This is a genomic window from Rheinheimera sp. A13L, from assembly GCF_000217935.1.
Taxonomy (GTDB): domain Bacteria; phylum Pseudomonadota; class Gammaproteobacteria; order Enterobacterales; family Alteromonadaceae; genus Pararheinheimera.
On sequence record NZ_AFHI01000010.1, the window covers coordinates 49554 to 62799 of the forward strand.

The 13246-nt window shown below is 46.0% G+C and carries 16 protein-coding genes and 1 tRNA gene; 5 read left to right on the forward strand and 12 right to left on the reverse strand.

Annotated features, from left to right (window positions below; translation table 11 throughout):
* Positions 1–52: 52 nt before the first annotated feature.
* Both RHEIN_RS06575 and RHEIN_RS06580 read right to left on the reverse strand, forming a co-directional pair.
* The gene (locus RHEIN_RS06575; RefSeq protein ID WP_008898195.1) at positions 53–1561 is read right to left on the reverse strand and encodes a DUF3413 domain-containing protein; all 1509 of its coding nucleotides are present in this window, start codon (positions 1559–1561) and stop codon (positions 53–55) included.
* 4 nt (positions 1562–1565) lie between these two features.
* Positions 1566–1790 (reverse strand): DUF1414 domain-containing protein, encoded by a 225-nt coding sequence (locus tag RHEIN_RS06580; RefSeq protein WP_008898196.1) that lies wholly within the window; start codon positions 1788–1790, stop codon positions 1566–1568.
* A gap of 71 nt (positions 1791–1861) precedes the next feature.
* On the opposite strand from RHEIN_RS06580, the gene yejK reads away from it, so the two are divergent.
* Positions 1862–2896: a nucleoid-associated protein YejK gene (yejK, locus tag RHEIN_RS06585; RefSeq protein ID WP_008898197.1), complete on the forward strand. Its 1035-nt coding sequence runs from the start codon at positions 1862–1864 to the stop codon at positions 2894–2896.
* A gap of 18 nt (positions 2897–2914) precedes the next feature.
* On the opposite strand, the gene RHEIN_RS06590 is transcribed toward yejK, so the two are convergent.
* From RHEIN_RS06590 to RHEIN_RS20335, 5 genes are read right to left on the reverse strand one after another with little or no spacing between them, the layout of a single operon-like run.
* Complete coding sequence (locus RHEIN_RS06590; RefSeq protein WP_008898198.1) at positions 2915–3172, reverse strand: Protein of unknown function (DUF2897); 258 nt, start codon at positions 3170–3172, stop codon at positions 2915–2917.
* Positions 3173–3174: 2 nt separating this feature from the next.
* Complete coding sequence (locus tag RHEIN_RS06595) at positions 3175–3849, reverse strand: M15 family metallopeptidase (protein WP_008898199.1); 675 nt, start codon at positions 3847–3849, stop codon at positions 3175–3177.
* Positions 3846–4979: a succinyl-diaminopimelate desuccinylase gene (dapE, locus tag RHEIN_RS06600; RefSeq protein ID WP_008898200.1), complete on the reverse strand. Its 1134-nt coding sequence runs from the start codon at positions 4977–4979 to the stop codon at positions 3846–3848. The genes RHEIN_RS06595 and dapE overlap by 4 nt, the downstream gene beginning before the upstream one ends.
* Positions 4976–5329, reverse strand: coding sequence for an ArsC family reductase (locus tag RHEIN_RS06605; RefSeq protein WP_008898201.1), 354 nt, complete (start codon positions 5327–5329; stop codon positions 4976–4978). Before RHEIN_RS06605 ends, dapE begins: the two co-directional genes overlap by 4 nt.
* A gap of 13 nt (positions 5330–5342) precedes the next feature.
* A complete protein-coding gene (locus tag RHEIN_RS20335) occupies positions 5343–5858 on the reverse strand; it encodes a PTS glucose transporter subunit IIA (RefSeq protein ID WP_158005469.1) in 516 nt (171 codons plus the stop codon).
* A 613-nt stretch (positions 5859–6471) separates the two neighbouring features.
* On the opposite strand from RHEIN_RS20335, the gene yfbV reads away from it, so the two are divergent.
* A complete protein-coding gene (gene yfbV / locus RHEIN_RS06615) occupies positions 6472–6915 on the forward strand; it encodes a terminus macrodomain insulation protein YfbV (RefSeq protein WP_008898203.1) in 444 nt (147 codons plus the stop codon).
* Positions 6916–6929: 14 nt separating this feature from the next.
* Here yfbV and RHEIN_RS06620 read toward each other — a convergent pair whose 3' ends face one another.
* Together RHEIN_RS06620 and xthA are read right to left on the reverse strand one after the other, a co-directional pair.
* Complete coding sequence (locus RHEIN_RS06620) at positions 6930–7550, reverse strand: energy-coupling factor ABC transporter permease (RefSeq protein WP_008898204.1); 621 nt, start codon at positions 7548–7550, stop codon at positions 6930–6932.
* 3 nt (positions 7551–7553) lie between these two features.
* Positions 7554–8366, reverse strand: a complete 813-nt coding sequence (gene xthA, locus RHEIN_RS06625; protein ID WP_008898205.1) for an exodeoxyribonuclease III — start codon at positions 8364–8366, stop codon at positions 7554–7556.
* Positions 8367–8503: 137 nt separating this feature from the next.
* On the opposite strand from xthA, the gene RHEIN_RS06630 reads away from it, so the two are divergent.
* Complete coding sequence (locus RHEIN_RS06630; protein WP_008898206.1) at positions 8504–9193, forward strand: M48 family metallopeptidase; 690 nt, start codon at positions 8504–8506, stop codon at positions 9191–9193.
* 324 nt (positions 9194–9517) lie between these two features.
* On the forward strand, positions 9518–10252 hold the full coding sequence (deoC, locus tag RHEIN_RS06635; protein WP_008898207.1) for a deoxyribose-phosphate aldolase: 735 nt from the start codon (positions 9518–9520) through the stop codon (positions 10250–10252).
* A 32-nt stretch (positions 10253–10284) separates the two neighbouring features.
* Here the strand turns inward: deoC and RHEIN_RS06640 are convergent, their stop codons facing one another.
* Both RHEIN_RS06640 and RHEIN_RS06645 read right to left on the reverse strand, forming a co-directional pair.
* Positions 10285–11973, reverse strand: coding sequence for a response regulator (locus RHEIN_RS06640; protein ID WP_008898208.1), 1689 nt, complete (start codon positions 11971–11973; stop codon positions 10285–10287).
* A 103-nt stretch (positions 11974–12076) separates the two neighbouring features.
* Positions 12077–12161, reverse strand: a tRNA-Tyr gene (locus RHEIN_RS06645).
* Positions 12162–12272: 111 nt separating this feature from the next.
* On the opposite strand from RHEIN_RS06645, the gene RHEIN_RS06650 reads away from it, so the two are divergent.
* Positions 12273–12731, forward strand: a complete 459-nt coding sequence (locus RHEIN_RS06650) for a VC2046/SO_2500 family protein (protein ID WP_008898209.1) — start codon at positions 12273–12275, stop codon at positions 12729–12731.
* Between the two features lie 7 nt (positions 12732–12738).
* On the opposite strand, the gene RHEIN_RS06655 is transcribed toward RHEIN_RS06650, so the two are convergent.
* Complete coding sequence (locus RHEIN_RS06655; RefSeq protein WP_139056422.1) at positions 12739–13239, reverse strand: YchJ family protein; 501 nt, start codon at positions 13237–13239, stop codon at positions 12739–12741.
* Positions 13240–13246 lie beyond the last annotated feature (7 nt).

The window sequence follows — 13246 nt, forward strand, 5'->3', positions numbered from 1 at the left end:
GTATGCAATAAAAAACCACCGCTCGGTGGTTTTTTAAAGCCTTGTTTTGCAGCTACTGCTGTTGCACCCGTTTTAATGCGTCGGTCAACTGAGGGATATCCAGTTTTTCATTCAGTGGTACCAGAGTACCTGCAGACCAAACACTGTAACTGCCATCATCCCGCACTAAAATCATTTTGTCCTTTTTAAAACTGACCATCTGGTGAGGTAATAAATTCAGCTTTGGATAAGCAGAAGGTGTAAACCAGTTATCACCAGGCCAGTTGCTGTGGCAGCCAAGTTGGGCCAACAGAGTAGGGATCAGATCCAGATGTTGGGTCACTGTATTGGATATAGCCCTATGCAAAGCAGGCCAACGGCTGTAAAGCTGAGCTGGTGCCAGGTCAAATTGTGAATCTCTGGCCTGCAGAGTCAGCACCAGTAGCTGTTGCCCTTGATCTGGCTGAGTTAAGTCTGCTGCTAAATCGCTGCTGAACTTGATCTGCAATGGCGCCGCTGCATCCGGGCTTAAAGCTAACCAGGGCAGTAGTTGTTGGAATTGTGCGTCACTGGCGCTGATGCTCAGTTGTCCTGCTGGCAATTGCTCCATCCAGACCGGAGCTTGCTGTAAAGTAACATCCATGTCTTTATTCAGCTGCATGCTGCCATAGAGTAAATTCAGCAAGGCACTGGGGGCTTCAACAGGCGCAAAATGCAGCGGGTGTGCTTTGAAGTTGTGTTGTTCCAAAAGTGCTGTATCAGAAGCAGATAAAGCGGGCACAATCAGTACTGTAACGGCTTCAGTCTGTTGATTGACGCATTGCAGAGTTTCGGGTTCACGCCAGTTGGTCGGGCGTTGCAACTGCTCTGCTTTGGTTTCCTGTAAACGGGATAAATCCAGCACATTGTATTTGGCTAAAAAAGTATTGGCTGTCGCAGGATAAGTAAAAGGCAACACATTGTCTTGTTTCAGCACATCCAGATCCAGTTGAGCATCAGCCCAAATATGTAAGCTGTGACTGGTGACAAAACAACCTAAAAACAGATAAAGCGCGGGTTGACCTAAACCAGAGGCCTGCAGTCGTGGCACCTTTTTCCAGCATAAGTTACTCAGCACTAACTCTATCGCCAGCAATAAAGCAGCCACTACAGAGGTGATCAGAATAAAATTACGCAGATTAGTCACCACCTGCTGGCGTAATAAATCTATGGTTTGTTCGCTGGAGGCGCTGCCGACATGGTAACCAAGGGCCTGATAGACATAAGCGTCAAAAATTAACGCGACCAGGCCTAAGGTGGCTAAAGCTGCGGCTATACCCCGCACATGGCGCTGGTATGGAAAAATAAGAGTGACAGGGAATATCGTCAGAATAAAAAACAAAAAACATAAAAAGGCGGTGTGGCCCAGCCAGTTGGTTACCAGATACAACCAGCCGGTGATGCTTTGTGGCAAAGGTTCTGCCCACCAGTAGGCTGATGTGATCACCAGCGCCAGCAGGATATTAAAAAAAGTAAACCAGTGACCCCAGTTCAGCAGGCGGTTTACTTTATTGACCAATGACAGGTTTTGTTCCAGCACCATAAAGTTATTGTTTCTTGCTGTTGACGGCGTCTTTGAGCGCCTGACCAAAATGAGTCACCACATCCATACGCTGAGCAGCAGGAACACTGGTATTGATAATATGACTGATGGTATTGCCTAAACACATCAGGCTTAATTCCGTCGTCGCATCCTCTGCACGTAATTGCTCCAGCAGAGTGTTAACGATCTTTTCAATTTGGTCGGTCGAATACTTTGATACAATAGGCATGAAGGTCTCTGCTCGAAATAAAATGGAACAGCGGGGAATACTAGCAGAATTAGCTGAGAACAGGAAAATATATGTCCGTCGATGTGTTGCATCTGGCAATAAATTTTATCGAAAGTACTGAAAGTGAGCAGTTGCAGGCGCAATTTCGTCAGGAGTTGGTGCCGGTATCGCAATCTGTGGCGCATTTAATCGAGCAACTGCATTTAGCCTATAACGGCAAACCAGCCAAGGGCTATGCAACTTTTGCCGACGACTTACAGGACAGAATGGCGCTGCCTTTAGCAGAGTGGCAAGCGCAGGAACGCAGTTTTCTGCAGCTGGCAGAACAAGCCACCAGTCAGTTGGTGGTGCAATTGGTACAGCATCAAATTCAGGAAACCGGCTATTTTATGCTCTGTCATTATCGGTATCTGGCGACGGAATATGTGTTGGTGACTTTATTAGGCAGTAAAGATCACTTCAGTGTGACACCGGATTTATTACTTTCCACCGATCAGCATCTGGATATAGCCCGGATGCAGCTGGCAGCTCGTATTGATTTAACCGAATACCAAACCAGCCCAGAGCAAAACAAGTACATTTCCTTTATTCGTGGCAGAGCAGGACGTAAAGTCGCTGACTTCTTCCTCGACTTTTTAGGTTGTGCTGAGGGCATGGTCGCTAAAGAGCAAAGCAAAGTGGTGTTGGCTTCTGTTGAAGAGTATTTATCGGCCTCTGATTACGATGCCAGCGAAAAGTCGGCAGTGCGTAAACAAGTTTATGAGTACTGTGAAGAACAAACCAAACAAGGCCTGGATGTGCATTTACAGGAACTCTCGGCCACGATCGACAGCAGTGACGCCCGCGCTTTTACTGATTACTGCGCAGAGCAGAATATTGAAGTACCTGACCAATTCCCGGTTGATGTCAAAGAGTTAAAAACCCTGGTGAAGTTTTCAGGTGCTGGTGGTGGCGTCAGTATCAGCTTTGAACAAAAGCATTTAGGCGAACGTATCCGCTACGATATAGAAAAAGATCTGCTGATTATTCAGGGTGTGCCGCCGAACTTAAAAGATCAGCTGCAACGCTTTTTAAAAGGTTTTTCCAGCTTTGATAACAAAGGCTAAAACGCCAGCCGAAAAATGCTAGTCAGTGCCACCACCGCCATCAGAGCCACCCTCTGATGAGTTGTGGTGGTCAGTATCAAGCTGTTTGTTCTTGTGTACTTCTGTACCGCTGCCCGCCACTATAGTTCCGGTGACACCACCTTCAGTGGTCTTTTTCTGTTTGATTTCTTTTCTCGGTTTTACCTGCTGGCGTTTTTTATTCAGACGCAGCAACCACAAATTACCCAGCACCAGGCCAAAAATAATAAGCAGCATCCACCATAGGTTTAGGGTCATATTTAATCCTTACAAATAGTGCAGACATAACGCTGAAAAATCAGCGGCAGATGTTCAAGCAACAATGCTTTATCCGGCAGTTCACTTTGAGTTATAGCTTGAGCCAGCATGTTGTGCTCAAAGGACTTTAAATAACCCTCGGCCAAAGGACGATAGCTTAAATGCCAGGCCTCTTTTGCTACGCCGCCTTGATCGTATAAATAAGGCCGGAAAAAGCCAAAGTCGGCAGCACGTTGCTGCAGCCACTGATCCAAAGCATAAAAAGGACCACCTGGTTGATACTCTGCATCCAGTAATTGCACCTGATAATCAGCCGCTACTGCTGCCTTGTCAAATACATCCAGATCCGTGCCCCAATGATGGCGGCTGGCGCCGGGCAAAGCAGAGTACAATAAAATAGCTTCCACTTTGGCAAAGCCAGTTAAGCTATGGATATCAACCTGTTGCTGTGCTTTATTGTAGACAGGGCGCTGACCTGTATATTTAGCTGTCCAAATTCTCGCCTGCTGGGCAAAAGAGCGGTACGACGAAACCAAGGCCAATTCGATGCCATCCAAAGCCGCAGCCTGTTGCATCTGCAGATAAGCTGCTTTGACTTGTGGCATTAATCGATGCTTCAGCTCCAGTTCGACCAGAGCTGATTCGTCAAAGCCTGTCAGAAGCTTAGCTACATTCATTTGGCGACCAGATGCTGCAATATATGCTGATACATATCGGCTAAAGGTTCCAAATCAGCCACTGCCACGCATTCGTTTATTTTATGAATGGTGCCATTACAAGGACCGAGTTCCAGCACCTGAGCGCCTGTAGGCGCGATAAAACGACCATCTGAAGTACCGCCCGAGGTTTCCAGTGATGGTGCAAAGCCTTTTACCTTGTGCACTGCATGCACAGCGGCAGCCACCAGCTCACCACTGTCGGTCAGGAAAGGCAGGCCATTAAAGACCCAGTCGATACTGTAGTTCAGGCCATGCTGATCCAAAATCGCCAGAACCCGCTGTTGCAATTGTTCTGCTGTCACTTCAGTGCTGTAACGGAAGTTAAAGGTCAGTTGCACATCGCCAGGCACTACATTAGTGGCACCGGTGCCAGCATGAATATTGGAGATCTGAAAACTGGTGGCAGGGAAATAAGCATTGCCTTGATCCCAGACGGTTTGTGCTAATTCCGCCAGCGCAGGAGCTGCTTTATGAATAGGGTTGTCCACCAGGTGTGGATAAGCCACATGGCCCTGAATACCTTTGACCGTCAGATAACCTGTTAAAGAACCGCGACGGCCATTTTTAATCACATCGCCCAATTGTTGGCTGCTGGATGGCTCACCCACTAAACACCATGTTATTTTTTCCTGACGGCTTTCCAGTACTTCAATGACACGTTTGGTGCCATTGATAAATGGGCCTTCTTCATCGCTGGTAATTAAAAAGGCAATATCACCAGTAAGCTCCGGATTACTGGCTAAAAAACGCTCTGTCGCTACCACCATAGCGGCCAGGCTGCCTTTCATATCCGCAGCGCCACGGCCGTATAACATGCCATCACGAATTTCAGGTGCAAATGGCGGGCTGGTCCATTGATCCAGTGGTCCTGTTGGTACTACGTCTGTATGACCGGCAAAACAAAATAAGGGTTTCCCCTGACCTCTGCGCGCCCATAAATTCAGTGTGTCTTCAAAAAACATCGACTCAATAGTAAAACCTAAAGCTTCAAGACGTTGTGCCATTAATTGCTGGCAACCGGCATCTTCCGGAGTGACCGACTGGCGGCTGATTAAGTCTTTGGTCAGATCTAGTACTGCTGTGCTCATGCGGAGATCCCAAAAATTGTCTGATAATTTTTTTCTGAAAAACCAAGATGAAAAGCGCCATTGTGCTCAAGTACGGGTCGCTTTATCAAGGCCGGTTGCGCCAGCATCAGTGCCACGGCTTTTTCAGCCGTCATGTTGTCTTTGTCTGCATCCGGTAAGGCTCTGTAGGTAGTACCTTTGGTATTGAGCAATTGTTGCCACTGCAACTGCTGCATAAATTCTGCTAAAAGTGCTGCACTGATCCCATCCTGACGATAATCAATATACTGGTGCGGCAGTTGTTGCAGCTCCAGCCATTTGCGGGCTTTTTTGATAGTGCCACAATTTTTGATGCCATAAATGCGGGTCATAAAGCCATAAGTCCTAAGCGCTAACCAATTGAATAGCCAACAAGTCATCCTGTAGCGCCTGATGATAACCTGCACGGCAATGAATACTATGAATTTTGGAGTGGGGGGCAATACGTAAAAACAACCCGAAGCTCTGACCAGGCTGACTGAGCAGCGCCTTATCGTAATGCAGTAAGGCTTGTCCTGCCTGAACCTTAGTGTGCTCGCCGACCAGCCAGTGAAACCCCAGGCCCTGTTTATCCTGACAATAAAGTGGAAAATCCAGCACAAGTTTCAATCCGCTGGAGTGGATAAACTGAAGATGTTGGCCTGTCTGATTTTTCCGGCTGAACAAGGCTGTAAAGGGGCTGTATAAAGTAGTGCCACGTAATTCAAGCCAAAGCCCGTCGCCCTGTAAGCCTGATACCATCAGGGGATCTGTACTGTCCATACGGTTGTGGCTGAACGCATCGACCGGACTTCTGATCCGTAACTTTAACTGTGGATCCAGGCTGGTATGCCAGTGCAACAGGCTAAAAGGGCTGAACATGGGCAAAAACATTTAAAGGAATATGGCTTGATAGTAACGAAAAAAACAGAATTTGGCGAAGACTTCCTGTAAGCCGGATTATTTTTCCGGCTTTTAGTCAGGCGGCAGAACTTGTGCAGAGTAGGGCAGTCAAACAAAATAAGGTATTTCCTGGGTTTGAATATAAAAACGTCATGAAAAGCTGATAAACAACAGTCATATTTGATGACAAAACCATGTAAGCCTTATGCATTCTTTGTTACTGTTGTCCACAGATTCTGTGGATAACTTTGTGTGTTGTTATGTTTAACTGCTTTAACTGTTTGAATTTAATGGTTAAATACTAATGGCACAAAATTTGTTTAGTTTGGCCTTTAGCAAATAGTTGGGCAAAGGCAGGAAACTGATAGTTTTCATCTTCAATCTGAAACTTTTGCCGTAAAACATTTGAGCTTTGTTTGTTTCAAAAATGTTGATATTAGCCGTGTTTGATCAGTTAACCAGAGAATATTTTAAGGTCAGGCCGATTTTACCTTTAGTTTCAGCCAAAGCTGGACGATAGTAAGTACAGGGGGTAGACTCCGAACGAACGACCTTGTGGTAAATACACCCATCATCAAGAGGAGTGCCTGCGATGTCAGCTACGTTTTCGACACTCAAAGCGGGGATGCAGTACAGCCGTGACTGGCCTGTGGTACCTCAATTAAATGCAGTTTTTCCGGAAAACAAAATTATCCGCATGACAGTATTTGCGCAAAAAACATTGCCTGTCATCGCAGTGTTGGGTGCAGTTGTGCAGTTTAACCAGCTTGGCTCAAGCCAATTGCCGCTGATCCTGACCATGATGCTGTTTATTTTATCTATGCCGTTTCAGGGCTGGTATTGGCTGGGAAAAAGAGCGCAAACTGAATTGCCGCCTGGCCTGAGTAGCTGGTATGGTGAAATTAAACAGAAGATGCAGGCGCAGGGGCTACAAACCCAAAACCCACAACACAAATTGCGTTATGCAGATTTGGCGTTGCTGCTCAAACAGGCTTTTGGGCAACTGGATAAGACCTTTCTTCGCGACTGGCTGTAAGCCAGTCGTCCTCTTTATTTTTCGGACAAATAAATTCGCCGAGAATAGGTATAGACCCACTCTGGTTTGTAAATGACCAGCAGGGTCATCGCCATGCCATTAAGCAAAGCTTCCGGCAAAGCCGCCAGTGGAATAAAAATTAAGTAACTGTCGTAGAGTTGATGCGCACTGTACTGATCCGCGTGATACCAGGCTTGCAGCAGCATAAATACTACCAGAGCCAAAGCGCTGTTTAAAAAAGCCGCAACAAATAAATAGACAAACAAGTGTCGCTTCAAATAATAAAAACAGAGCAGGTAAACAGCATAATTCAGCGCCAGTACCAACCAGCCAGAGGCTAAAGCCCAAAGCAATTGATCCAGGCTTTGGGTGTTCATCAGCCATTGCAGCGCCATCACCAGCACAAACAGCAGGCAGCTTAAGCGCAAACCAAACAACAACACCAAAGTGGTCAGTGCCAGAAAATGAATGGATAAGGCATCCAGTACAGCGGCGTCGGTTTGCCATAACAAAGCAAGCACGCAAACACTGGCCCCGGCTACAGGCCAGGGCACTGCTTTATGCGGCAATTCGCGCCAGAAGTCGCGGTTGAGTACCAAGCCCGCAAACAACAGCAGGCAAAATGCCGCCAGCATCAGTTAGCTCAGATCAAAAGTAGACCAGACAGGTGCATGATCAGAAGGACGCTCTGAGGCTCGCAGTTCATAATCTACGTCACTTTCTGTACACAAAGCGGCTAAAGGTGGAGTCGCCATTACCACATCAATACGCAGGCCTCTGTTGTCATCAAAACCTTTAGAACGGTAATCAAACCAGCTGTATTTTTCGGTTGCATCCGGATGCAAAGCACGGAAGGTATCTATTAAACCCCAGCCTTTTAATGTTGCCAGCATTTCACGTTCTTCCGGTAAAAATGAACATTTCCCTTCTTTTAACCATCGTTTGGCATTGGCTGCACCTATGCCTATATCCAGATCTTCAGGGGAAATATTAATGTCACCAATGACGGCGACATAATCATCCGGGCTGTGGTGGTTGATTAAATACTGCTGCAGGTCGGCATAAAATTTCTGTTTGGCCGGGAATTTAGTTTCATGACTGCGGTTTTCACCTTGCGGGAAATAGCCGTTTAATAAGGTCAGGGTTTTACCATTGTCCAGCGCAAAAGTACCAATCAGCATACGACGCTGGGCATCAGGAGCATCTGTTGGGAAGCCGTACAACATCGACAGTGCTGGTTTTTTACTTAGAATAGCCACACCGTAATGGCCTTTTTGACCAAAATAATACAAGTGGTAGCCAAACTTCTGCATATCTTCCAGTGGAAATTCATCATCATGCACTTTAATTTCCTGCAAGCCGACAAAATCAGGGGAATGTTTGGCCAGTAAGGCTTCGATTTGATGAGGTCTGGCGCGTAAGCCATTTATATTAAAAGAGATAATTTTCATGATGATGCTCTGGTCCACATAAGAGTAATAGCCTTTGAGCTCTATACTAGCATTTTGTCTGCCCTGACGTGAACCGCTGCTTGCTCAGTCAGCCGACAAACTTTAAGCTATGCCTTTGCTTTGATGAGTCTGATGCTGTGAGTTCTGAGTTACCTGCCTATCAGTTAAAGTTTTCCGCCAGAAGACGTAGTGTTCAACTGAAAATTCAGTCAGGACAGCTATGGGTGTCTGCACCAACAGGCTGCGATCTGCAATTTATTCAGCAGCTTATACAGCAAAAAAAGGACTGGATTGATAAACACCTGAGTCAACAGCAACACACTACTGAACCCGGCTGGCTGGCGCAGCGACAAATTCCTTTATTCGACGATAAACTAAAGCTCAAAATTGTACAGGATACAGTCAACCAGTTTAGTCTGGACGGCGACTGTTTATGGCTGCAGTTATCAAGCCGAAACAAAAACCAAAGCCAGAGCAAATGGATAGAAAAGCTGGTAACCGAATTTTATCTGCAGCAGGCGAAGCTCTGGTTTGAGCAGGAAGTGCAACTTCGGCAGCAACAGATGTCGCTTTCCAGCCGCGAAGTGCGGGTGTGTAATTTCAAAGCCAAGTGGGGCAGTTGTGACTCATCCGGTGTACTGAGTTTTAACTGGCGCTTACTGATGGCTCCTGTGTGGGTGGCTCAGTATGTGGTGGTGCATGAACTGGCACATTTGGTCCATATGAATCACAGCAAAAGTTTTTGGGCTTTAGTCAGTCAGTTTAATCAGGACGCTGCCAAAGCACGGCTTTGGTTAAAACAAAATCAGCACTGGATGCAGTTGTAGTTTTCCAATCACCGCAGTTTGAACCAAAGTGATGTACCAGAAAAAAAGAAAGCCGACCCATAAGGCCGGCAAAGTTTACATCTTGGGAGAATAGAAAGGATGATTCACTAAGTCAGACTCTGGTCGTTGCAAAAGATTCCATTTTATTTTTGTTTTTTTGATCTCTGTGCTTTTCTTTGCAGTTTGTTGGGGTTAAAGCGCAACAGATGCTTTCCAGCGGGCGGTGTTTTCTGTTTTAATTCGCAGCAACCTCACTTGGACAGTGAAACTAATCAACAGCAAATTGGCCAGTCAGAGCCGATATTTTCTTTTCAGGACCACAACATGACGAATCCTCTGCGTATACAACAGCTAATGAAGCTGGTCGATTTAACCCGTTTAACGGATCAGGATAACGCTGACGCTATGCAGCAATGGCTGGAACAGGATTTAGCCCATGCAGTAATTCTGCCTGCTGCTGTCTGTGTCTACCCGGCTTATCTGGCGCAGGTGAAAAGCTTTTTGCAGCAGCGCCAGTTTTCAGTACAGCTGGCTACTGTAGTGAATTTCCCGACCGGGGCTTTGCCTTTACCAGAAGTGCTGGAGCAAATTCGACAGGCCTTAGCTGCTGGTGCTGATGAAATTGACTGTGTTTTGCCTTACCAAACTTTGTTGTCTGGCCAGACAGAGCAGGTTCGACAGTTTTTAGCTGAGGTTCGAAAAGCCACGGCAGGTGTTTGTTTAAAAATCATTATTGAATCTGGCGAGTTATTGACCTGCCAGCAAATCAGCAAAGCCACTGAGCTGGTGGTGCAGTCGGGCGCCGATTTTGTCAAAACATCGACAGGTAAAGTCAAAGTGGGCGTCACTGAAGAAGCGGCCCGTATTGTGTTGGCTGTGATTGCCGCTTCTGATCGTCCTGTTGGTTTCAAAGCCTCTGGTGGTGTGCGTTCAGTGGAGTTTGCATTAAAGCTGGTGGGGTTATTCGAAGAGCTTACAGGTCACCTGGCCACTCCTGAGTTTATGCGTTTAGGCGCAAGTGCGTTGCTGAATGATTTAAGCCAACAACTGGATTATTAAAATTGGTTTGATTGCAGCCGCGGAAAGGCTATTTAGCGGCTGTAACGTTTTTCTTCTTTGAGTTTATTAAACTGCAGCAATAATTCCTGATGGCGCACTCTGTGGTGTTCCGGCAGTGGCATATTGTCGACAATTCTGAAGGTCTTACGGCACTTTTCCGCCAGCTCGAGCGGTTTTTTCCGTTTTGGGTCTGCCATCATCTGTATGGCAGTCTGAATATAGTTCAGCGCGCTGCCTGTGTTCATTGGAGCAACTTCCAGGGCTTGTTCAAAACGGATCAACGCCTGTTCGTAATTACTTTCTTTGTAGAACTGAATACCTTGTTTATTGAGTTCGTTAAAGCTGGCCTGACGGCTTAATGAACGGCTTTGTTGTTCACTGAATAATTTTTCCAGTATAGGGTCAATGGCACCGGACAAGTTTTGTAGTTTCTCCACCAGTGCTGATGCCTGTTCAAACTCACCAATCTGGTTTAGCAGCAGCACCGCATCTGCTGCACAGTGCGGTATAGGTGGCATTTCGTCTGGTTTTTCCGGATCGATCTCAGGGTTCATTTGAGCGGCGACGCGATCAGAGACTGTGGCGAAGGTTTTTTTCGCCAGATACTGCTGACCACTTAAAGACTCCAGACGGGCCTGACATAAGGTTTCAAACAAATCAAAATCAAAGTCACGAATAACTGTATCTTCACGTTTCGCTCTGTGAATAGCCATCAGGGCTTCCTGCTGGTATTTATTACGCTGATTCAACTCTTCAGAGCGGGAAGCAGCGTCTATTACAGTGCGGATATAGTTCAGCAAATGCACCACTTCCTGACGGGCAGAACGTCTGGTAATTTCGTAAATTTGTTTGCTGGCTTGCACCAGATTGGCCAAATCGTCCATTTCTCTGGCGATGTCCATCAACAAATTTTGTCGGCTGACAGAAAACGGAGAAATAACAATGGCTTGAGTGATTACCACCATGGCTTCTTCCATCAAACCCTGAGCAATTAAGTTGCGGGCTTTCAGATCATAAGCTTCGGAAAAATACCTGTTGGTATCAATAGCCTCGTCACAAAGCTCTAAACTTTCCTCATAACGCTCCTGCTCAAAACACAAACGGGCTTGCAGCAATAAAGCCCAGTTCGTGCGGCTAAAAGCCAGAGTTTCTGACAGCAGAGCTTCAGCTTCCTGATACTGTTTTAGTTTTAAATGAGTTTCAGCCTGAATACGGCCGCACAACGAATGATAACGACTTGCTTGTTCACGTTCCTGTTTACAGGCTTCGATCACCAGTTCAGGCTGTTCATCAAACATGGCCTGATAAATAGGCGCAAGTTGCTTTTTCTTATTCTGAATTTTAACCAGACGGGTGCGTAATACACTTTGTGAAAAAGGTTTGATAATGTAGTCGTCAGGTTCTGCTTCAACAGCACCCACCACCATAGGCACCTGATTTTCTCCTGTGACCAGCATATAAACAGCAGCAGGGTGCAGCAGTTTTTTCTCGCGTAAATCTTCTAATAACTGACGGCCGTTTTTGCCTGAACCTAGGTTGTAATCGACAAATAACACATCATAAGAGCCGTGCATGCATTTCCATAATGCCTGTTCACCGGTTAGAACAAAGGCAATATTGGTCGCTCCCATCGAATACAGTATGCCTTTGAGCAATAACTGGAAGGGACGTTGGTCATCAACAATAAGGACTCGAAGATTTTCGAGAGTTTTGTACGACATTCAGCAAACCTATCGATTCAATTATCGCAAGTGTTGATAATATGTTTGATTTTAGCAAGGAAAATTTAGAGACTTATTTTTGAACTGCAACGCAGGAAGAAAATGGTGGAGGGGGAAGGATTCGAACCTTCGAAGGCAGTGCCGGCAGATTTACAGTCTGATCCCTTTGGCCACTCGGGAACCCCTCCACAAGTGTGGAGCGCATCTTATCAAAAAACATTTTGATGTAAAGGAAATTACTCAACTTTTTTGTCTGACTGCCGATAAAGCAAACAATATGATGTTTTTGTGCAGATTTTATGCTGATAAATGAGTGGCAAACCGGTATCCGGTTAAATAAAGCAATACAGCAACAACAGTTCAGTGATTTTTCGCTGTGGCTGGCTTTTTTATCGCCTGCCGTAGATGAGTTTGCTCAGTTTTATACGCCGGATACAGAAAGTGCCAGATTCCAACCGGATCTGTATCAGCAACTGGGTATACAGCAGGCCAGGCCTTTTAGTTTTCAACCACAAGACGAGCAACATTTAAAACAACAGGCCACCGCCTTTCAGCAAGGAGGGGCTGTTGCTCTGCGTTTAATGCATTCGTTGCAAGGCGCACCTTTGGTGATGGAAGACAATAAACATAAGCTGCCGGATGAGGTGAAATCAGGCTTAAGTTTGCATGCAAGACGTCACTTAGTGCAGCAAAAACCAGAAATGATGCAGGCCGATCCTACTGCTTTGTATGAAATTTTAAATCAGCTGCATGGCTGATGTTCATTTAAATATTGTGTCGGCATTTCTTAAATTTAAGGCCACTGCCACAGGGACAAGGATCGTTACGGGATAACCGGACTACAGGATGTTCTGTTAATACGCCACTGCAATACACCCAGCGGCCTTGTTCCAGTTCAAAATCTGATACTTCATCCAGCAGTTCTAATTTATCACCTGCCAGATAAGAGGCAATAAAATGCACCTGGTTGCTTGTTAACTTTTGATTGGGTCCTTTGGATCCTGAAAGTATTTTTAGCCCAACAAAATGCACGGCTTTGGCGAAGTCAGCAATATCTGCTTCGCTGTGCAAGGCCCGGGCTTTAGAATGGTAAGTCTGTACTATATAGCTGTAACACAGCGGATTTTTATCATGATGGCAATAGGCACTGTAACGTGAACGCATCAGTTGTTCCGGGCTTTGCGCCACAGCCAGGTTAAAGATCAGGGGCTCACAACAGGCGTTAAAGGTATTACCTGAACCGCAATAACATGGAAAAGACAACACAACCGCC